Annotated in this window: 20 protein-coding genes; 11 read left to right on the top strand and 9 right to left on the bottom strand. The window is 64.8% G+C overall.

Features of this window, described 5'->3' with window-relative positions:
* Positions 1 to 65 precede the first annotated feature (65 nt).
* The 4 genes from M2343_RS03405 (at position 66) to trxB (ending at position 3,781) form a co-directional block, all read left to right on the top strand.
* Entirely contained in the window at positions 66 to 998 is a 933-nt protein-coding gene (locus tag M2343_RS03405) for an alpha-E domain-containing protein (RefSeq protein WP_181559953.1), read from the top strand.
* An 18-nt stretch (positions 999 to 1,016) separates the two neighbouring features.
* Complete coding sequence (locus M2343_RS03410) at positions 1,017 to 1,856, top strand: transglutaminase family protein (RefSeq protein ID WP_264575603.1); 840 nt, start codon at positions 1,017 to 1,019, stop codon at positions 1,854 to 1,856.
* Positions 1,857 to 1,899: 43 nt separating this feature from the next.
* On the top strand, positions 1,900 to 2,646 hold the full coding sequence (locus M2343_RS03415) for a peptidase (RefSeq protein WP_181559951.1): 747 nt from the start codon (positions 1,900 to 1,902) through the stop codon (positions 2,644 to 2,646).
* Positions 2,647 to 2,809: 163 nt separating this feature from the next.
* Positions 2,810 to 3,781 carry a thioredoxin-disulfide reductase gene (gene trxB / locus M2343_RS03420; protein ID WP_264575604.1) on the top strand — a complete coding sequence of 324 codons (972 nt, stop codon included), beginning with the start codon at positions 2,810 to 2,812 and terminating at the stop codon, positions 3,779 to 3,781.
* A 111-nt stretch (positions 3,782 to 3,892) separates the two neighbouring features.
* On the opposite strand, the gene M2343_RS03425 is transcribed toward trxB, so the two are convergent.
* Both M2343_RS03425 and M2343_RS03430 read right to left on the bottom strand, forming a co-directional pair.
* On the bottom strand, positions 3,893 to 4,189 hold the full coding sequence (locus M2343_RS03425; protein WP_264575605.1) for a hypothetical protein: 297 nt from the start codon (positions 4,187 to 4,189) through the stop codon (positions 3,893 to 3,895).
* Positions 4,190 to 4,371: 182 nt separating this feature from the next.
* The gene (locus tag M2343_RS03430; protein ID WP_264575606.1) at positions 4,372 to 4,677 is read right to left on the bottom strand and encodes a phosphopantetheine-binding protein; all 306 of its coding nucleotides are present in this window, start codon (positions 4,675 to 4,677) and stop codon (positions 4,372 to 4,374) included.
* A 143-nt stretch (positions 4,678 to 4,820) separates the two neighbouring features.
* Here M2343_RS03430 and M2343_RS03435 point away from each other — a divergent pair, with 143 nt between their 5' ends.
* Complete coding sequence (locus M2343_RS03435) at positions 4,821 to 6,365, top strand: AMP-binding protein (protein WP_264575607.1); 1,545 nt, start codon at positions 4,821 to 4,823, stop codon at positions 6,363 to 6,365.
* The gene (locus M2343_RS03440; protein ID WP_264575608.1) at positions 6,362 to 7,615 is read left to right on the top strand and encodes a pyridoxal-dependent decarboxylase, exosortase A system-associated; all 1,254 of its coding nucleotides are present in this window, start codon (positions 6,362 to 6,364) and stop codon (positions 7,613 to 7,615) included. The genes M2343_RS03435 and M2343_RS03440 overlap by 4 nt, the downstream gene beginning before the upstream one ends.
* Before the next feature lie 6 nt (positions 7,616 to 7,621).
* On the opposite strand, the gene M2343_RS03445 is transcribed toward M2343_RS03440, so the two are convergent.
* The 3 genes from M2343_RS03445 to fmt all read right to left on the bottom strand — a co-directional run bounded on the left by M2343_RS03445 (position 7,622) and on the right by fmt (position 9,811).
* Positions 7,622 to 8,077, bottom strand: coding sequence for a hemerythrin domain-containing protein (locus tag M2343_RS03445; RefSeq protein WP_264575609.1), 456 nt, complete (start codon positions 8,075 to 8,077; stop codon positions 7,622 to 7,624).
* A 79-nt stretch (positions 8,078 to 8,156) separates the two neighbouring features.
* Complete coding sequence (gene truA / locus M2343_RS03450; protein WP_264575610.1) at positions 8,157 to 8,906, bottom strand: tRNA pseudouridine(38-40) synthase TruA; 750 nt, start codon at positions 8,904 to 8,906, stop codon at positions 8,157 to 8,159.
* The gene (fmt, locus tag M2343_RS03455) at positions 8,903 to 9,811 is read right to left on the bottom strand and encodes a methionyl-tRNA formyltransferase (protein ID WP_264577483.1); all 909 of its coding nucleotides are present in this window, start codon (positions 9,809 to 9,811) and stop codon (positions 8,903 to 8,905) included. Before fmt ends, truA begins: the two co-directional genes overlap by 4 nt.
* Positions 9,812 to 9,876: 65 nt before the next feature.
* Between fmt and recR the strand changes: the two genes are divergently transcribed.
* Together recR and def are read left to right on the top strand one after the other, a co-directional pair.
* The gene (gene recR, locus M2343_RS03460) at positions 9,877 to 10,473 is read left to right on the top strand and encodes a recombination mediator RecR (RefSeq protein WP_264575611.1); all 597 of its coding nucleotides are present in this window, start codon (positions 9,877 to 9,879) and stop codon (positions 10,471 to 10,473) included.
* 103 nt (positions 10,474 to 10,576) lie between these two features.
* A complete protein-coding gene (gene def / locus M2343_RS03465; protein WP_181559944.1) occupies positions 10,577 to 11,107 on the top strand; it encodes a peptide deformylase in 531 nt (176 codons plus the stop codon).
* Between the two features lie 107 nt (positions 11,108 to 11,214).
* Here def and M2343_RS03470 read toward each other — a convergent pair whose 3' ends face one another.
* Entirely contained in the window at positions 11,215 to 12,501 is a 1,287-nt protein-coding gene (locus M2343_RS03470) for a citrate synthase (protein ID WP_264570636.1), read from the bottom strand.
* 18 nt (positions 12,502 to 12,519) lie between these two features.
* A complete protein-coding gene (gltX, locus tag M2343_RS03475) occupies positions 12,520 to 13,977 on the bottom strand; it encodes a glutamate--tRNA ligase (RefSeq protein WP_264575612.1) in 1,458 nt (485 codons plus the stop codon).
* 113 nt (positions 13,978 to 14,090) lie between these two features.
* Between gltX and M2343_RS03480 the strand changes: the two genes are divergently transcribed.
* Complete coding sequence (locus M2343_RS03480; protein WP_264575613.1) at positions 14,091 to 16,163, top strand: ComEC/Rec2 family competence protein; 2,073 nt, start codon at positions 14,091 to 14,093, stop codon at positions 16,161 to 16,163.
* A 24-nt stretch (positions 16,164 to 16,187) separates the two neighbouring features.
* On the opposite strand, the gene lexA is transcribed toward M2343_RS03480, so the two are convergent.
* Both lexA and M2343_RS03490 read right to left on the bottom strand, forming a co-directional pair.
* The gene (lexA, locus tag M2343_RS03485; RefSeq protein WP_264575614.1) at positions 16,188 to 16,892 is read right to left on the bottom strand and encodes a transcriptional repressor LexA; all 705 of its coding nucleotides are present in this window, start codon (positions 16,890 to 16,892) and stop codon (positions 16,188 to 16,190) included.
* 119 nt (positions 16,893 to 17,011) lie between these two features.
* Positions 17,012 to 17,908: a bestrophin family protein gene (locus M2343_RS03490; RefSeq protein ID WP_264575615.1), complete on the bottom strand. Its 897-nt coding sequence runs from the start codon at positions 17,906 to 17,908 to the stop codon at positions 17,012 to 17,014.
* A gap of 193 nt (positions 17,909 to 18,101) precedes the next feature.
* Between M2343_RS03490 and M2343_RS03495 the strand changes: the two genes are divergently transcribed.
* Positions 18,102 to 18,602 (top strand): GFA family protein, encoded by a 501-nt coding sequence (locus tag M2343_RS03495; RefSeq protein WP_264575616.1) that lies wholly within the window; start codon positions 18,102 to 18,104, stop codon positions 18,600 to 18,602.
* A gap of 142 nt (positions 18,603 to 18,744) precedes the next feature.
* Positions 18,745 to 19,092, top strand: coding sequence for a DUF6984 family protein (locus M2343_RS03500; protein WP_413716002.1), 348 nt, complete (start codon positions 18,745 to 18,747; stop codon positions 19,090 to 19,092).
* The last annotated feature ends 399 nt before the right edge of the window (positions 19,093 to 19,491 follow it).

The following is a 19,491-nucleotide window of genomic DNA, read 5'->3' on the forward strand; positions in this document are numbered from 1 at the left end:
GGGGCGGCGATGATTGGGGAAGGAGCCAACGCCGTCGTGCAGGCCAACCAGAAGGGAGGCCGCCCATGCTGAGCCGGACCGCCGAAAATCTGTTCTGGATGGCCCGCTATATGGAGCGCGCCGAGGCGACCGCGCGGCTGCTCACCATGGGCCAGCGCATGACCATCCTGCCCGGCGCGACGATGCGCGACGAGTGGCGCTCGGTCGTGCAGGTCACCGAGTGCGAGGATGTGTTCGGCAAGGATGCCATTATCCGCGAGAGCGACATCGTCGAACATCTTATCCTGAATGCCGATAACCCTGCTTCCATCCGCGCCTGCCTCGCGCGGGCACGGCAGAACGGCAAGTCGGTGCGCACCGCGCTCACACAGGAGATGTGGGAAGCGCTCAACGAGGGCTGGCGCAAACTGGAAACCTATGGCGTCAACGATGCGCGCCGCGAGTTCGCCGAGATCATCGACTGGGTGAAGACCCGCGCGATGATCTTCCGGGGCGCCACCGAGAGCGGCCAGTTGCGCAACGAGGGGCACGATTTCCTGCGCGTCGGTGGCGCGCTGGAGCGGGCGCAGATGACGTTGCGGTTGCTGGACGTCAAATATTACGTCCTGCTGCCGGAGACCGAAGTGGTCGGCGGCCACCGCGACCATTATCAGTGGACCTCGGTGCTGCACGCGCTGTCGGGCAGCCGCGCCTATCACCATGTCTATGGCGGCTCCTACACGCCGGCGCAGATCACGGACTTCTTGATGCTCAACCGGCAGTTTCCGCGCAGCACGCTCTATTGCTTCGACCAGATCGCCTATCGGCTGCAGCGGCTGGCCAGCTGGCATGGCCAGCGCACGCCGGCCAATCTGCGCAGCGAGGAGATGGTGGAGACGCTCGCGCAGGCCAATAGCGGAGATATTTTCCGCCGGGGCTTGCACGAAACCGTCCAGAGCAAGATTGTCCAGTGCAACATGCTTGGGCACGAAATCGCACAAGCCTATCATTTCGGCTGAGCGGGAGGCGACCGGGCCATGCGGATCACGATCCGTCACGAGACTGTCTATCGGTATGAGGAGGAGGCTGGGGGCGTGGTCATGCGCCTGCGCCTGCTGCCGGCGACCAGCAATGCGCAAACCGTGGAGCAATGGACGGTTACGGCGAACGGCCAGCCCATCGAACGCTGGATCATCAACGGTTATGGCGATGCGGAGGCCGTGTGGCGCGCGCCCGGTCGCGTCGGCAGCGTCACGATCCTGTCAGAAGGGACAGTGCGGACCGTCGACTGCGCCGGTGTGCTCAAGCCGGCCGATGGGGCAGTGCGGCCCCAGCTGTTCCTGCGCGCGACGCCGCTGACCGAGATCGACGCGGCGATTGCCGATCTGGCCCATCGCGCGCGACGGGAGGAGGGCGTGCTCGCCAGCCTGCACGCCCTCTCCGATCTGGTGCACGAGGAGATCGAATATCGATCCGGCAGCACGAGCATGGAAACCACGGCCGCGCAGGCCTTTGCTCAGAAATCGGGCGTTTGCCAGGATCAGGCGCATGTCTTCATTGCGGCAGCGCGAAGCCTGTTGTTTCCGGCCCGCTATGTGGTCGGCTATCTGCGGGACGACGAGCGGCCGGATAGCGACCATGAGCCCCATGCCTGGGCGGAAGCCTGGGTAGAGGGGCTGGGCTGGATCGGGTTCGATATTACCCTGGGCCTCTGCCCGGTAGAGGGGCATGTGCGCCTGTGCTGTGGCCTTGATGCCGCAGATGCCGCGCCGATTCGGGGCGTGATGATCGCAGGGGGCGAAACCGCATTGTCGCACGACGTGCAGATTGCCAGTCTGCCATCTGAGGATACCGCACAATCCCAGACGCAACAGTGAGTCGGGCGGGCGGCTCGGTGCGGGCATGAAAAAGGGGCATAAAATGACGTATTGCGTGGCATTGCGGGTCGAGGCCGGCCTGGTGATGCTCTCTGACACGCGGACCAATGCCGGGCTCGACAATATCGGCATGTTCCGCAAGACCTTCACTTATGAGCGCCCTGGCGAGCGGGCGATTGCGCTGCTGTGTTCTGGAAGCCTCTCAGTCACGCAGGAAGTGCGCACCAAGCTCTCCCGCGCCATGAAGGACGCGGTCGACAATCCCGAGGTCGAGACCCTGCTGAACTGCGCCACCATGCACCGCGCCGCCCATCTGGTCGGCGAGGCGATGAAGGCGGTTCAGAAGGAAATGCGCGAGGGGATGAGCGGCACCAGCCCCTCACTGAGTGCCAGCATCCTGCTGTGCGGGCAGCGCAAGGGCGGCAAGCCCCGCCTGTACCTGGTCTACTCGCAAGGCAATTTCATCGAAGCGACGGCGGACACGCCCTTCTTCCAGATCGGCGAGCACAAATATGGCAAGCCGATCCTTGACCGGATGATCAAGCCGACCACGTCGCTCTCCGACGCCGCCAAGGCGGTGTGTGTCTCCATGGATTCGACGCTGCGCTCCAACCTGTCGGTGGGGATGCCGCTCGATCTGAGCATCATCCCGCGCGATCAATATGAGTTCAGCGTCCGTCGCCGGATCGAAGCGGACGACCCGGAATTCTCAACCATTTCCCGGCAATGGGGCGAGGTACTGAAGTCCGGCTTCGATTCGCTGCCCTCGATGATCGGCGCGGGATCGTAGTGCCTAATCTGAGCCCCTCCTCTTCAGAGGAGGGGCGATTTGAAGGCCAACCTCGTCCGCCGAGCATTGAGTTCCGCGCCACAAACCCTAAATGCGAATGACGTTCGCTAGGCAGTGCCAGCGACGATCTGACCTATCTCTCCGCGAAGGAAGACATCGACCCATGACCGCCACGCACAGCTCGCGCATGATCATTCTCGGTTCCGGGCCGGCCGGTCTTTCAGCCGCCATCTATGCCGCGCGCGCCGGCATGGCGCCGATCGTGGTGCAGGGAATGCAGCCGGGCGGTCAGCTGACCATCACCACCGATGTCGAGAATTATCCCGGCTTCCGTGAGGTCATTCAGGGCCCGTGGCTGATGGAAGAGATGCAGGCACAGGCCGAGCATGTCGGTACGCAGATGATGTATGACCAGATCGTCGACGTCGACCTCAGCAAGCGCCCCTTCAAGCTGACCGGCGACGGCGGCACCGAATATTATGGCGACACGTTGGTCATCGCGACCGGCGCGCAGGCCAAGTGGCTGGGGCTGGAGAGCGAGCATCTGCTGCAGGGCAAGGGCGTCTCGGCCTGCGCCACGTGCGATGGCTTTTTCTATCGCGGCAAGAAGGTGGTGGTGATCGGCGGCGGCAACACCGCAGTCGAAGAAGCGCTGTACCTCACCAATCATAGCCATGATGTGACGCTGATCCACCGCCGCGACAGTCTGCGCGCGGAGAAGATCCTGCAGGATCGCCTGTTCGCCCACCCCAACATCAAGGTCGTGTGGAACAAGGCCGTCGAGCGTTTTGTCGGCGGTGGCGATCCGGAAGGTCTGGTCGGCGTCGATCTGGTCGATACCGAGACGGGCGAGAAGAGCCATATCGAGACGGACGGCGCGTTCGTCGCCATCGGGCACAAGCCGGCGACTGAACTGTTCGAGGGCAAGCTGCCGCTCGATGAAGGCTATCTGGTTGTTGAGAAGGGTACGAGCCGCACCAGCATTCCCGGCGTGTTCGCGGCTGGCGACGTCACCGACAAGATCTACCGCCAGGCGGTGACGGCGGCCGGCATGGGCTGCATGGCGGCGCTGGATGCCGAGCGGTTCCTCGCGGAAGCCGATTTTGAATCCCAGCGCGAGCATGTCCCGGCCTGATCGCGGCATCACGGTGAACTAGAATGTGAAAAGCCGGGCGATCGCGAAGGTCTGCCCGGCTTTCCTTTATCTTGAGCCTGAGCGCGAGCCCAGACGGGTCACGTGGCGCGATTAGCGCGAGGCAACCTTGGTCAGCGGCGTCTCATTGAGCAGGATCGCATCCTTCACGCGGAAGGAAACCGGCATCCCGTTGGCGCTGCCGATCACGCGGCCCTTGGCGACGGTGAGACGGAAGGTCGAGCCGGGCGTTGCGCGGCCCTCGATCACCCGGCGGCTGTCGCCGAGTTCAGTGACGGTGTAGGTGTAGCTGACGCCTTCATGCGTGAAGGTCTTCTCAGCCTCTTTCGCGTGGCCGGGTGTGACGACGGCAAACGAAAGCAGTGCGGCAGCAAAAAAAGCATTTTTCACGAACAGTCTCCTTTGTCAGTTGCAAAAGAGCCTTGCTCGGCATCCCATGTTCTTCCGTGGCCATAGTGCTGCGCTGCACCATGGCTCACAAACGCAAAAAGCGGCGGAGCAATTGCATTTGATGCAAACCGATGACGCGCTGCAGCGCTACGTGCGAAAGCGGATACGGAGGAATACGCCTGTCAGGCGGCGCGGCTGTCCAGTTTGCGGCTCAGCATGGCGGCCAGACTGCCGAACGTCTCGAAGCTGTCCATATCCACATCATCATCATCGATGACGATATCGAGCCGATCCTCAAGATCGGTCAGCAAGGTGGCGACAGCCATGGAATCCAGTTCGGGCAGCGACCCGAACAGACCCGTGTCGGCGTCGAACAGATCGACACGCTGAGGGGCGAGCCCGAGCACATCCACGAGCGATGCGCGCAACGCGTCGCTGGCCGCGCGGTTGGAGGCGCCATTGCCCTCTCGATCCTGACTGGTCTGCATCACCGGGCCCCTAACGGGTCGATATCATTTTGGAAAGCATGGCGATGCGGGGCCGGGCCGATCTTGTCAGACTGTTGCGGCCGATCCACGTTCGCAATGCGCGCGCCTATTCATGCCGTGAAAGAACATGATATGGGCGGAGGATGCTACCGCCCCTCGACCATCTGACACAGCAGGGCGATCCGACCGCCATTGCTCTGGCGGGCCAGTTCGGCGCGATCGATTATGCGACGATGGAGCAGTTGGTGGGGCGGCTCGCGCACCTGCTCGCCGCGCGTCTCGACGGGGCAGGCGCGACCGCCGGCAGTCGGGTGGCGGCGTGGCTGCCCAAGGGCCTTCTGGCGGCATTGCTGCCTCTGGCCGTGGTGCGGGCCGGGCATGTCTATGTGCCGATCAATCCGCTGCTCAAGCGGGCGCAGGTTGCCCATATCGTGCGGGATAGTGGCGCGGCGATGCTGATCTCGCAGCCCGCGCGGCTAGGGACGCTGGAGCCAGGTGATATGGCCGACACTGCGGCGCGCGTGGAAGAGGCCGCGCTGCTCGGTGTGATTGAAGATGCGGACGCCGCGACGTTGCCGCCCGGCACGGGACGCCCCGACGATCTGGCCGAGATTCTCTATACATCGGGATCGACCGGGAGGCCCAAGGGCGTGATGCTCAGCCACGCCAATCTGATGATTGGCGCCCGGTCGGTGGCCGGCTACCTCGGCCTCGACGCGACGGACCGTACTCTCGCGCTCCTGCCGCTCAGCTTTGACTACGGGCAGAACCAACTGCTCTCGACATGGTGGGCCGGCGGATGCGTGGTGCCGCTCGATTATCTGCTCCCGCGGGAAGTCGCGAAGGTCGCTGCCCGGCACGCGATCACGACACTGGCCGGCGTCCCGCCTCTCTGGGTGCAATTGACCGAGATTGAGTGGCCGCCAGAGGCACGCGCTGCCTTGCGTCGGCTCACCAACAGCGGCGGCGCGCTCACCCGTCCGTTGATCGCCCGCTTGCGCGAGACGTTCCCCGGTGTGGACGTGTTCGCCATGTATGGGCTGACCGAGGCGTTTCGCTCCACCTATCTCCTTCCCGACCTGCTGGATCGGCACCCCGACAGCATCGGCCAGGCGATACCGGACGCGGAAGTGCTCGTCGTGCGGGCAGATGGCACTTTGACGGACGATGATGAACCCGGTGAACTGGTTCATAGCGGCCCGCTGGTGGCGCAAGGCTATTGGCAGGATGCAGCACGGACGGCAGAGCGATTCAGGCCGGCGCCGGCAGCGTCTACCTATGGTGGCATGGCGGTGTGGTCCGGCGACACCGTGGTGCGCGATGGCGAGGGATTGCTGCGCTTCGTCGGCCGGGACGACGCGATGATCAAGAGCGCCGGCAATCGCATCAGTCCCAGCGAGGTCGAGGAGGCAGCGGTGGCCGTCGCGGGCGTGGCGGAAGCCTGTGCGCTCGGTCGCGCGGATGAGCGCCTCGGCCAAGTCATCGTGCTGTTCGTGCGGGCGGAAGCGGCATTATGCGAGACCGATCGCGACTCGCTTGGCGAGCGTCTGTCCGCGCAGTTGCGGCAGACGCTGCCCAATTTCATGCAACCGGCGGAGATCAGGATTTTGGCACAGATGCCGCGTAACCCCAATGGCAAGATCGACCGCGTGGCGCTTGCCGCGCTGGCCGGGGAGGGCTTGGCATGACGTCCCTCAAGCCCAAGCCGATGGGCCCGATCCCGCCCGGTTATGAGAGCGACGGCGGCATGCTGCTGGTCGGCGGACAGGGCGTGGCCGCGCTGATCGATCAGATCGGGGAAACGCCGGCCTTTCTCTATGACGCCGGCAAGCTCCGCCAGTGCGTAGCGGCCCTGCGGGCGGCCATGCCGGCTGGGGTCGATCTCCATTATGCGATGAAGGCCAATCCCTTCGCGCCGCTTCTCGCACTCATGGGGGAGCTGGTGGACGGGTTCGACATTGCCTCCGCCGGAGAACTGGAAATGGCGCGGGCAGCCGGGGTGGACGGCAGCCGGATCAGCTTTGCCGGACCGGGCAAGACCGACCGGGAACTGGACGACGCCCTTGCGGCGGGCGTGACGATCAACCTGGAGTCGGAAGGCGAGGCTGAGCGCGCACTCGCGCTGGCTGCACGCGCCAATGTCCGGCCCCGGCTCGCGGTGCGCGTCAATCCCGATTTCGAGCTGAAAGGCTCGGGCATGCGGATGGGCGGCGGCGCGCGGCCCTTCGGCGTGGATGCCGATCGTGCGGCCGCACTGACCCGCCACCTGATCGCCGCAGGAGCGGAATGGCGCGGTTGGCATGTCTTTGCGGGGTCGCAATCGCTGGATGTGCAGGCCATCGTTGCGGCCCAGTCGGCCACCATGAAGCTTGTCGCGCGCTTGTCGGAGGAGGTGGGGCTAAGCCCGCCGCTGGTCAATCTCGGCGGTGGCTTCGGGGTGCCCTATTTCGCCGGTGATGCGCCGCTCGACATCTCCATCATCGGCGACGGGTTGAACCGTCTGCTGGCCGACCGCCCCGCGATCCTGCGCGAGAGCCGGTTCGCGCTTGAACTGGGGCGCTTTCTGGTGGCGGAAGCCGGCATTTACCTCAGCCGCGTGATCGACGTGAAGCAAAGCCGCGGAGAGACTTTCGCCGTGGTGGATGGCGGCCTGCATCATCAGCTCGCGGCCAGCGGCAATTTCGGCACCGTGGTCCGCCGCAATTACCCGATTGCGCTGGCCAACCGCTTCGATGAGCCGCCGGCGAGCGAGCCGATCCATGTGGTCGGTTGCCTCTGCACGCCGCTGGATCGGCTCGGCGATGCCGTGATGCTCCCGCCTGTCGCGGTCGGCGATCTCGTCGCGCTGTTCATGGCCGGCGCTTATGGCGCGAGCGCCAGTCCGGCGGCCTTCCTCGGTCATGCTCCGGCAGCTGAGTTGCTGGTCGAAGCGGATTGATACGCGTCAGGCGGCTGATGCCTGGTCAGGCTCAATCACAATGCCACTCAGATCCTGCGACTCCAGATAGGCCGGATAGAGCATCTGCTCTTCCCGCTGGATGCGATCGACCAGAGCCTTCAGCGCGGGCCTGAGGGCGGCGCGAAAGGCCTCGGGTTCCTGGAAAATCCGACAGTCCGGCCACGCCTTCATCAGATCGGCCCATAGATCCCCCAGATGGCCGGTCTCCGCATGATATTGCGAGGCGAGCGTGGCGATCCTGCCGTTGCCGCTGGCGCGCAGGGCCGGATAGACGTGCTTGTCCTCCTTGGCGAGATGGCGGATCAAGATGCGGTTCAACTTGCTGCGCAGCGCGATCAGTTCGCCAACCTCCGCGCCGGATCGCTGCGCCGCCGGGCTCGTGACTTGCTGGCACAGCTCGAGCAGCGCCATATGTTCAGCCTGAAGATACCCCAATTCCATGTCTTAGCCTGCCTCGCGACACCGCTCGCATGTCCATCTGAGCGTCCAATCTGCGCCCGGGAGCTTTAACAATGTGTTGTCAGGCGGTTAGGGGATAGTCCGCCGAGATGAAATAAAGGCCGTCCGGCGGGGCGTTGTGCCCCAGCGCCGCGCGATTGCGCGCGTCCAGCGCCGCCTTGAGGTCATCGGGCGACCATGTGCCCGTGCCGACCAAGGCAAGGCAGCCCACCATCGAGCGGACTTGATGATGAAGGAAGCTGCGGGCCTTGGCGTGGACGGTGATGCGCTCGCCGACGCGCACGACATCGAGCCGGGCGAGGGTGCGGTGGGGGCTGTCCGCCTGACATTGCGCGGAGCGGAAGGTGGTGAAATCATGTCGGCCGACCAGCGCCTGTGCGGCCTCGTGCATCCGCTCGGTGTCCAGCACCTGCGGCACACGCCAGACAAGCCCGCGCTCGAAGGTGAGCGGCGCGCGGCGGTTAAGGATGCGATACTCATAGGCGCGCGCGACGCAGGAGAAGCGGGCGTGCCAATCCTCCGGCACGATTTCGCAGGTCAGAATGGCGATCGGCTCGGGCCGCAGATGGGCATTGAGCGCTTCCATCAGGCGAAAAGGCGTGATCGCCTTGTCCAGATCGACATGCGCCCGCATGCCGAGGGCATGAACGCCCGCGTCGGTGCGCCCGGCGCAATGGACGATCGGCGCGCCGCCGGCGATGCGGCCCAGCGCTTCCTCGATGCATTGCTGCACGCTCGGGCCATGGGCCTGGCGCTGCCAGCCCATATAGGGTCGCCCGTCATATTCGACCGTGAAAGCGAAGCGGGTCATTCCAAGAGGGTGCCGGCCGGAATGGCAGTGCCACGCAGCAGATCGGCGGTGGCCATGGCGCCCTTGCCGGCGCGCTGGATGAGGGTGGGGCGCAGCGAGCCCTGCTCGCCGCACCCGATCAGCAGGCCCGCGTCGAGCACGGTTCCTGCGGGGCCGGGCTGACAATCGACTGAGGCAGCCAGAACCTTGTAGCGCTCGCCCTTGTGCGCGAACCAGGCAGCGGGGGCGGGATTGAAGGCGCGAACCTGCCGTTCGGCCGCTACCGGCCCGGCAGTGAAATGGAGGTGGCTCTCCGCCTTGTCGATCTTGGCCGCATAGGTCACCCCATCCTCGGGTTGGACGATCGGCGGATAGGCCCCGATCTGATCGAGCACCTGGACCATCAACGCGGCGCCGGCATGCGCCAGCTCCTCGGTCAGCGCGCCGGCGGTCTTGCCGTCTACGGGCGTGCTGACCTTTGCCAGCATCGGCCCGGTGTCGAGACCCTTGGCCATCGCCATGATTGTGACGCCAGTGCGCTCATCGCCGGCGAGGATGGCACGCTGGATCGGTGCCGCGCCGCGCCAGCGCGGGAGCAAAGAGGCGTGGACGTTGAGGCTGCCGAGCCGCGGGGCATGGAGGACCGGGATCGGCAGGATCAGCCCGTAGGCGGCGACCACGGCGACGTCCGCCTCGAAAGCATCGAAGACGTCCTGTTCCGCCGGGTCATTCAGGGAGAGGGGCGTTCGCACCGGCAGGCCCAGCGCCTCCGCTCTGGCTTGCACGGGGCTCGGGCGAGGCGCCTTGCCCCGACCCGCCGGCCGTGGTGGCTGCGTATACACCGCCACCACGGAATGACCGGCCTCGATCAGCGCATCGAGCGTCGGCACCGCGAAATCCGGCGTTCCCATGAAGACGATCCGCAAAGGCTCTTTCATGCGGCCCTCTGAAACGCTTGTATCATCGCAGCGCAAGCCCTTATTTGGCAGTCATGTCCTCGCCAGAGATCGACGCGCTCACGCAGGCGCTTGCCCGGCTGCCCGGCCTTGGCCCCCGTTCGGCGCGACGGGCGGTGCTGCACCTCCTGCAGCGACGCGATGCGGCGATGGTTCCGCTGCTGCGCGCGCTGGAAAGCGTGAGCGAGCGGATGGTGCATTGTTCGGTCTGCGGCAATGTCGACACCATCGACCCGTGCGCCATCTGCGCCGACCCCCGCCGCGATGCCCGCGCTTTGTGCGTGGTGGAGGATGTGGCGGACCTGTGGGCGCTGGAAAAGTCGCGCCTGTTTCCTGGGCGGTTCCACGTGCTGGGTGGCCGGCTCTCCGCGCTGGATGGTGTGCGGCCCGAAGACCTGTCGATCGCCAGCCTTGTCCAACGCGTCGCCGATGGCGGCATCGATGAAGTCGTGCTGGCGATGAACGCCACGCTGGAAGGGCAAACGACCGCCCATTACATCGCGGAGCGGCTGGAGGCCTACCCGGTGCGGCTCACCCAACTGGCCCATGGCGTGCCCGTAGGGGGCGAACTCGATTATCTGGATGAGGGCACGCTGGCGCAGGCGCTGCGGGCTCGGCGGCCCATCGGTTGAGCGGCGGTGGTGCAGGCAGATCGTGTCGCGTTCGATCAGCCTGATCGGAACAAAGCGTTAACAACGGCTTGATCTCGCGCCTTGGCTTTCATATCTGGACAGCATGGCCATTAGACCGATCCTTGAGACCCCGGACCCGATTCTGCGGACGATTTCGACGCCCGTCGAGGCGATCGACGATGATTTGCAGACGCTGATCGATGACATGTTCGACACGATGTATGATGCGCCGGGCATCGGGCTGGCGGCCATCCAGGTCGGCGTGCCCAAGCGGGTGCTGGTGATCGATCTGCAGGAGCCCGAGTCCGACGCGGAGGACGCGCCGCCGGTCAAGAATCCGCTGGTGTTCATCAATCCGCAGATTCTCGACGGGTCTCCAGAAAGCTCGGTCTATAATGAGGGCTGCCTCTCCGTGCCGGACCAATATGCCGAGGTCGAGCGGCCAGCGCGCATCCGCGCCAGCTGGATGGATCGGCAGGGGCGGATTCATGAGGAAGAGCTGGAAGGGCTGCTCGCGACCTGCCTGCAGCACGAGATGGACCATCTCGAAGGCATTCTCTTTATCGACCATTTGTCGCGGCTCAAGCGGGACATGCTGCTCAAGAAGCTCGCCAAGACCCGCAAAGCGGCCTGAGCTTCCGCGCCCATTGCTGCGCGGCTTGGTTTTCTAATTTGATCGGCAAGAAAAAAGGGGCGCTTCGGGCGCCCCTTTTTCTAATCCATGAATAAGCCAGCTGAGGCTCAGCGTTTGTCCATCGGGACATAATCGCGCTGCGTCGGGCCGGTGTAGAGCTGACGGGGACGGCCGATTTTCTGCTCTGGGTCCGAGATCATCTCGTTCCACTGCGCGACCCAGCCGACGGTGCGGGCGAGGGCGAAGAGCACCGTGAACATGTCCGTCGGGAAGCCGATCGCCGACAGGATCACGCCCGAGTAGAAGTCCACATTCGGGTAGAGCTTCTTCTCGATGAAATATTCGTCGTGCAGCGCGATCTGCTCCAGCTCGCGGGCGACGTCGAAGATGGGGTCGCTGACGCCCAGCTTGTCCAGCACTTCCTTGGCGGTCGCCTGCATCACCTTAGCGCGGGGGTCGTAATTCTTGTACACCCGGTGGCCGAAGCCCATCAGGCGGAACGGATCGTCCTTGTTCTTGGCGCGGGCGATGTAGGACGGGATGCGATCCACGGTGCCGATCTCGCGGAGCATGTTGAGCGCCGCTTCGTTGGCGCCGCCATGCGCCGGGCCCCATAGGCAGGCGATGCCCGCCGCGATGCACGCAAACGGATTGGCGCCCGAGGAACCGGCGAGGCGCACGGTCGAGGTGGAGGCGTTCTGCTCGTGATCGGCATGCAGGATGAAGATCTTGTCCATCGCCGCTTCGACCACAGGATCGACCACATACTCCTCGGCTGGCACCGAGAAGGTCATGCGCAGGAAGTTGCCGGTGTAGCTCAGGTCATTGCTCGGATAGACGAAAGGCTGACCGACCGAATATTTGTAGGCCATGGCCGCGAGCGTCGGCATCTTGGCGATGAGACGGTGGCTCGCGATCATCCGCTGGTGCGGATCGGTGATGTCCGTGGAGTCGTGGTAGAAGGCCGACAGCGCGCCGACCACGCCGCACATGATCGCCATGGGGTGCGCATCGCGGCGGAAGCCACGGAAGAAGGTGGAGAGCTGCTCGTGCACCATCGTGTGGCGCGTGATCGTCCGCTCGAACAGCTCAAACTCGTCCTTGGAGGGGAGCGAGCCGCGCAGCAGCAGATAGGCTACTTCCATGAAGCTCGACTGCTCGGCGAGCTGATCGATGGGATAGCCGCGGTGAAGGAGCACGCCCTCATCACCATCGATATAGGTCAGTGCCGAATCGCAGCTCGCCGTTGAGGTGAAGCCGGGATCATATGTGAACATGCCCGTCTGGGCATAGAGCTTGCGAATGTCGATGACCTTGGGGCCGACGGAACCTTCGACGACCTTACATTCGAGATCCTTGCCCTCGACGGTCATTTTGACTGTGCTGTCGCTCATTCCTTCACCCCTTATTGCTCAAATTTGTGGTCCGGACCCGGAAGCCTGAAGGAGTCCGGCCTGATCCTGCAGGCGGCCCAAGGTTTCGTCCCGACCAAGATGGAGTAGCACGTCGAAGATACCGGGCGACGTCGTCCGTCCCGTTAAAGCAACGCGCAGTGGCTGTGCAATCTTTCCAAGGCCAAGGCCTGCCTCTTCCGCGATCGCGCGGATGGCCGCCTCAAGCGACTCAAGCGACCAGTCGGGCAGCGCCCGCAGCTGTTCGACCACGGTGCCGAGCAGCACTCGTGCATTCTCGTCGAGCAGCTTGGCGGCAGCCTCCTCGACCGCGAGCGGCCGTTTGGCAAACAGGAACGCGGCGCCGTCGGTCAGCTCCAGCAGCGTCTTGGCGCGGGGCTTGAGCGCGGGCATGATCGCCGCAAGCTGGTGCAGCCGGGCCTGGGCCGCGGCATCGTCGTCCAGCGGATCCATCCGCTCGGCGACGAGCAGAGCGAGGCGACCGTCATCGGCCTCGCGAATGTAATGGCCGTTCAGATTTTCGAGCTTCTTGAGGTCGAACCGCGACGGCGAGCGACCCACGCCCGGCAGATCGAACCATTCGACGGCCTGCTCGCGGCTGATGATCTCATCATCGCCATGGCCCCAGCCGAGTCGCAGCAGATAGTTGTTCACCGCCTCGGGCAGCATGCCCAGCTCGTCACGATAGGCATCGACGCCCATGGCGCCATGCCGCTTGGAGAGCTTGGCGCCATCCTGCCCGTGAATCAGCGGGATATGCGCATAGACCGGCTCGGGCCAGCCCATCGCGCGGATGATGCCGAGCTGGCGGAAGGCGTTGTTGAGATGGTCATCGCCACGGATCACATGAGTGACGCCCATGTCATGATCGTCCACGACGACGGCCAGCATATAGGTGGGCGTGCCGTCCGAGCGGAGCAGGATCATGTCGTCCAGCTCGGCATTCTGCACGACCACGCGGCCCTGCACGGCATCTTCGATGACGGTTTCGCCCTCGCGGGCCGCCTTCAGGCGAATGACATAGGGGGCATCGCCGCCTTCGGAGGGATCGCGGTCGCGCCAGCGCCCGTCGTAGCGCATCGGCTGACGCGCGGCGCGTTGCTGCTCGCGCAGGGCTGCCAGCTCTTCGGGAGTCGCGAAGCATTTATAGGCATGGCCGGCGTCGAGCAGGGCGTTGGCGACCTCGGCATGGCGTGCCGCACGCGCGAACTGGAAGACCGGTTCGTCATCGCCTGCAAGGCCCAGCCAGCTCAAGCCGTCGAAGATCGCCTCGATCGCGGATTCGGTCGAGCGGGCGCGGTCGGTATCCTCGACGCGCAGTAGGAACTTGCCGCCGTGGTGACGGGCGAAAAGATAGTTGAACAGCGCCGTGCGTGCGCCGCCAATGTGGAGATATCCCGTAGGCGAGGGGGCAAAGCGGGTGACGACCGTGCCTGTTTGTTTCCGTCCTTCTGCCACGCTATGCCTGCTTTTCCCTTATGTCGCGGGTGGGTTTCCTAGTGAACGAGAATGCCCCTAGCACGCCTTTTCCGGCTCGACAAATACCGTTGTTGCGCCGCAGCAGTGTCTGGTTGGGACGGCTTCATGCGCGAGCGGAATCGGTGCTGGAGGCCGAGCGGGCGCAACTGCCACTGTGGGTGCCGATCCTGCTGGGCGCCGGGATTATCGCCTGGTTCACCCTGCCTGCGCCGCCGCAGTGGATGGCGTGGATCGCCTTCTGGCTGGGCGCCGCCGCCGCCTTTGGCGCCGTGGGGCGCGGAGGGCGATTGCCTGCTGCGCTCGCCGTTGGCGCGGTGCTGCTGGCGGCGGGCTGTCTGCTGATCTGGGCCAAAGCGCTGCTCGTGGCGGAGCCACCGCTCGCGCGCGCTGCCGTGGTGGAGACGGAAGCGCGCGTCCTCTCGGTGACGCCTTTGGCCGCGCGGGGACTGGTGCGGCTGGAGGTCGCGCCGCTGTCGCGGCCCGATCTGCCGGCGCGGGTCCGCATCAACGCGGCGCCCGATCAGATGGCAGAGGAGATTGCCGCAGGGGACCGCATTGCCGTCCGAGCGCGGCTAATGCCGCCTGCACCGGCTGCCCTGCCGGGCGCTTATGATTTTGCGCGGACGGCCTATTTTTCCGGCCTCGGCGCTACCGGGCGGGCACTCGGCAAAGTGCAGCGCCTCGATGCGGCAACCGCTGGCGGGGATGCGCGCGCGACTCTCGCCCATCACATCGCCGCCCGGTTGCCGGGGCCGGAAGGGACGATCGCGATCACGCTCGCCACGGGCAATCAGAACTGGATCAGTGAGGCGGATGCGGACGCGATGCGGCGCAGCGGGCTCGCCCATCTGCTCTCGATCAGTGGCTTGCACGTCTCCGCGCTGATCGGCGGCGTGATTCTCATCATGGTCAGTCTGCTTGCGCTGTCGCCGACCTTTGCGCTGCGCTGGCCGGTGCTGATGATCGCCGCCTGCGTGGGTGGCGCGGCGGGCATCGGATACACTGTGTTCACCGGGGCGCAGGTGCCGACGATCCGCTCGTGCATTGCCGCTCTGCTGGTGATCGCGGGCATGGCCCTGGGGCGTGAGGCCATCGGGCTGCGCTTGATCGCGACCGGCGCGCTGATCGTAATGATCTTCTGGCCGGAGGCTGTCATCGGCCCCAGCTTCCAGATGAGCTTCGTTGCCGTGACCGCAATCGTGGCGCTTTACGAATATCCCCCCGCACGGCGGCTGTTCGAGCGACGTGATGAGGGGCGGATAAAGCGCTGGACCCGCAGCCTCGGCGCCTTGCTGGCGACAGGTTTGCTGGTGGAGCTGGTGCTGACGCCGATTGCCTTCGCTCATTTTCATCGCTCGGGCCTGCTTGGCGCTGCGGCCAATATGATTGCCATTCCGCTGACCAGTTTCGTGGTGATGCCGGCTGAGGTGCTCGCGCTGGTGCTCGACGCTGTGGGGCTGGGGGCGCCGGTCTGGTGGGTGGTCGGTGTGGCGCTCAAGTCCCTGCTGTGGATCGCGCATACTGTCGCCAGTCAGCCCTTTGCCACGCTGTCGCTGCCCGTCTCCAGTGGACTGGCCTTTGCGCTCGCCATGATCGGCCTCTTGTGGCTGATGCTCTGGCACACGGCGCTGCGTTGGTGGGGCCTGCCTCTGGCGGCGGTCGGCTTTTTCCTGATATTTCTGGCACCGTCCGCCGACGTGCTCGTCACCGCCGACGGCCATCATGTGGCGGTGCGCCTGGGCGACGGGCGCATGGCGCTGTTGCGGGACCGGAGCGGGGACTATGTTCGGACGACTTTGGCCGAGGCGAGCGCTTATGACGGCGAGTTTGCGTCCCTCGCGCAGGCGCCGGACACCCGATGCACGCGGGACATGTGCGCGATGACATTGCCGGGCCGTGCCGGTCAGCCGCCGGTCCACCTGCTGATCAGTCGCTCGCGCCTGCTTGTTCCCTATCCCGAGCTGGTGGCCGCCTGCGCACAGGCTGATCTTGTGATCGCCGACCGACGCCTGCCGCCCGGATGTGTGCCGCGCTGGGCAAAGCTGGATCGGCCAGCGCTGAGCGCTATGGGCGGCGCACTGATCCTGCTCGACAGCCGGGAGATCGTGCCGGGCCACGACCCGCGCAGTCGCCATCCCTGGATAGCGGGCACCGGCTCGCGCTAGAGCCGGCGTCCCATATAGCCCGCCTCAGTTATAACGCCGCAATAGCCCCGCGAGCCGGCCCTGAATGCGCACCTGCCGCGCCTCATAGGTTTGCGGCTCATGGTCGCGATTGGCAGGATCGAGCCGCACCTTGCGGCCCTCATGATGGAAATATTTGAGCGTCGCTTCATTCTCGTCGATGAGGGCCACGACGATCTGGCCATCCCGCGCCGTCTCGGTCCGCTGGATCAGCGCGAAGTCACCGTCGAAAATCCCCGCTTCGATCATCGAGTCACCGGAGACTTCCAGAGCGTAATGATCGCCGGCGCCCAGCAACGCGGCCGGGACCGGCAACATGGTGTCGCTCTCCATCGCCTCGATGGGAAGACCGGCAGCGATGCGCCCATGCAGCGGAATTTCGATCACGTCATTGGCGGCGATGGGGATCGTCCGCGCCGGCGGGGTGGGCGCCTTGCGCAGCGGGGTCACGTTGGTGGCCGCCGCCGGCTCTTCCGTCCGCTCCGCCACGGGCATACCATCGGGCAGTTTGAGGATTTCGAGCGCCCGCGCACGATTGGGCAGCCTGCGGATGAAGCCGCGCTCTTCCAGCGCGCTGATCAGCCGATGGATGCCGGACTTCGATTTGAGGTCCAGCGCCTCCTTCATCTCCTCGAAACTGGGCGAGACGCCACCCTGATCGAGATGCTGCTTGATGTAGCTGAGCAGTTGCTGTTGCTTGGCGGTCAACATGAGTGGTTCCCCAATATGGAACGGACGGAGAACGTTTAGGAAACGAATCGAGCCACGTCAACACGGATCGGCCAAATATCTCAGGTTTCGGTGCGCTCCAGCCTCGCGCTAGCAAGCAATCAGGTCAGGATGTGCTGATCGGGCGCGATGGGTGCGGGGAGGTCGGTCGCGCCGAGGCGGGCGAGCATTTCGCGTTCCACCGTCCGCGTCATCGCATCGAGCGGCAAATCGTTGGGATCATAGCCGAACGGGTCTTCCAGCTGATCGCCCAAGGCGTCCAGCCCGAAGAAGGTATAGCTCGCCACCAGCACCGGAATGAGGGCCCACCAGCCCAGCGAGCCCGCCAGGGCGAAGGGCAGCAACAAGCAGAAGACGTAGGTCGTGCGGTGGAGGATGAGCGAATAGGTGAACGGCACCGGCGTGCTGGCGATCCGCTCACAGGCCGCCTGCACATCGCTGAGCGCCTTGAGTTGGCCTTCGATGAGCGAGTGGTGGATCGGGTTGATCTTTTCATCCGCGGACAGGCGCAGGCAGTGCGCGCCCATCTCGTAGAGCACGGTGTCGGTCGGGTTCGGGGAGGTGCGCCACGGTCCATCGTTCACCCACCGGCCGATCGCGGCAGCCTCGTCGTGCTGCCGCAGGCGGGCGGCGAGGCCGTTGGTGAAGCCGCAGATGCCGCGGAGCAGCGGGGTGCGTTCCTCCTCAGGCAGCGAGGAAGTGAGCCGCGCGAAGGAGCGGCTCGCGATGATCAGCGCGCCCCATTGCTTGCGGCCCTCCCACCAGCGATCATAACAGGCACTGTTGCGGAAACTCATGAAGATGGAGAGCGACAGGCCGATCAGGGCGAATGGAATGCCGCTGATCTGCGCGAATAGCCCTGGCCAGGCGCGCGCTGCCAGAATGGCCGCCACGCTGGCCACGGCGATGCCTGCCAGCCGATGCTGGATATGCGGCATGATCGTGCCGCGATAGGCGAACAGCACTTCGAGCAAGCCAAGGCGGTTGCGAACGATCACGGGCGGACATCTCCTGCCAGGGCACGCGGCCACCGGACATGGGCCGGGCACCGGGCGCGCTCGCCATGCGGAGGATGCGCGCGCAGATCAAGGATTAAGTGGCCGCAAGGGGAAGCGCGCGATGGACGCTGAGGGAACCGGCGGGGAGGGCAGCGGTTCAGCTTGAGAGACGATCACAAGGGAGGACTGTGCCATGCCCCTCAAGCTCGAAGGTTCCTGTCGATGCGGCGCCGTGCGCTTTTCCGTCGACAGCCACGCGCCGGTGCCATTTCTGCGTTGCTATTGCTCGATCTGCCGCAAGACCGCCGGCGGTGGCGGCTATGCCATCAATCTCCACGCCGACAAGCGCACGCTCAAGGTGGAAGGCGAGACCGCCGTCTATCACGCCACGCTCGACGACGGCGGCGGTGGGGGCGAGGGCGGATGCCGCGTCAGTACCGGCGAGCGGCACTTCTGCCCGGCCTGTGCGAGCGCGCTCTGGGTGTTCAGCCCGGAGTATCCCGAGCTGCTCCACCCTTTCGCTTCCGCGATCGACAGCGATTTGCCCAAGGCGCCGTCGCTCGTGCACATGATGCTCGGATCAAAGGCGAACTGGGTCAGGCCGCAGATCGGGCCGGATGAACAGTGCTTCGATACCTATCCTGACGAGGGGCTGGAGGACTGGCACCGGACGCATGGGCAATGGATTGAGTAGGACGGTTCGGGCGGGACGCTTCCAGGGGCGGCCGTGAAGTGGGTTGGTGGCAAGAACGTCAGCTATCATCGGCAATCTTAAAACCTGTCTGTCCAGATACCATGTCATTGCAGTCAATATTGAATCCCTTATTTGACGTTAAATGCACTCTGCACCTCGCCCTCTTAAGCCTGAAGAGCGGGCCTTGGTTGCCTACCTTTGGGAGGTGAACGAGTGCAGTAACGCCCTACCGCCTGAGCTTCTCGTTGAGGAGATGGATGATGGCGGGATGGGAAGCCTGTCATTTGTATCGCAAAAGCTCGAACGCACATATGGAGGCGAGGCTGGCTCTTGCGGCTTTTACGACGAAGATGGGATGCAAGTTAGGGTTGGGTTGATTCTGGACCAAGACGGGGATCTGTACGAACTTGATCTTTGGAAGGTTGATTTCAGCCCACTTATTAAAATCCCTGAGCCTTGTTCATTCTTCGACAAACGCGCTCCGGCTTGAGCGGCCGCTTCCCACGCTAGAACATGTCGTTCACCGATCCTTCGTCACCGCTTCAAAGCGGCTACGGCTGTGGTCCGACGTTGGTGTTGAACACGGACTGATCAGGCGCGACGCCATGGTCGGAATTCCCTCCGTTCGTCCTGAGTAGCTGCTGAGCTTGTCGAAGCGGCGTATCGAAGGACCGGCCCGTGCACTGGGATGCTTCGATACGGCTCTTCGATACGCGCCTGCGGCGCTCCTCAGACCCTACTCAGCACGAGCGGTACAGGTAAGAAGGCCGGTTTCCACAGCTTGTTCGCAGGCGGGGAGCTTTTATCGACAGCAGCCATGATGGCTCCTCAGTGTCGAGGAAAGCTGACAATCCGGGTTCTCTGCTTCGACCCTACGGCGTCGTGCCAA

The sequence above is a fragment of the Sphingobium sp. B8D3B genome (assembly GCF_025961875.1).
Classification (GTDB): domain Bacteria; phylum Pseudomonadota; class Alphaproteobacteria; order Sphingomonadales; family Sphingomonadaceae; genus Sphingobium.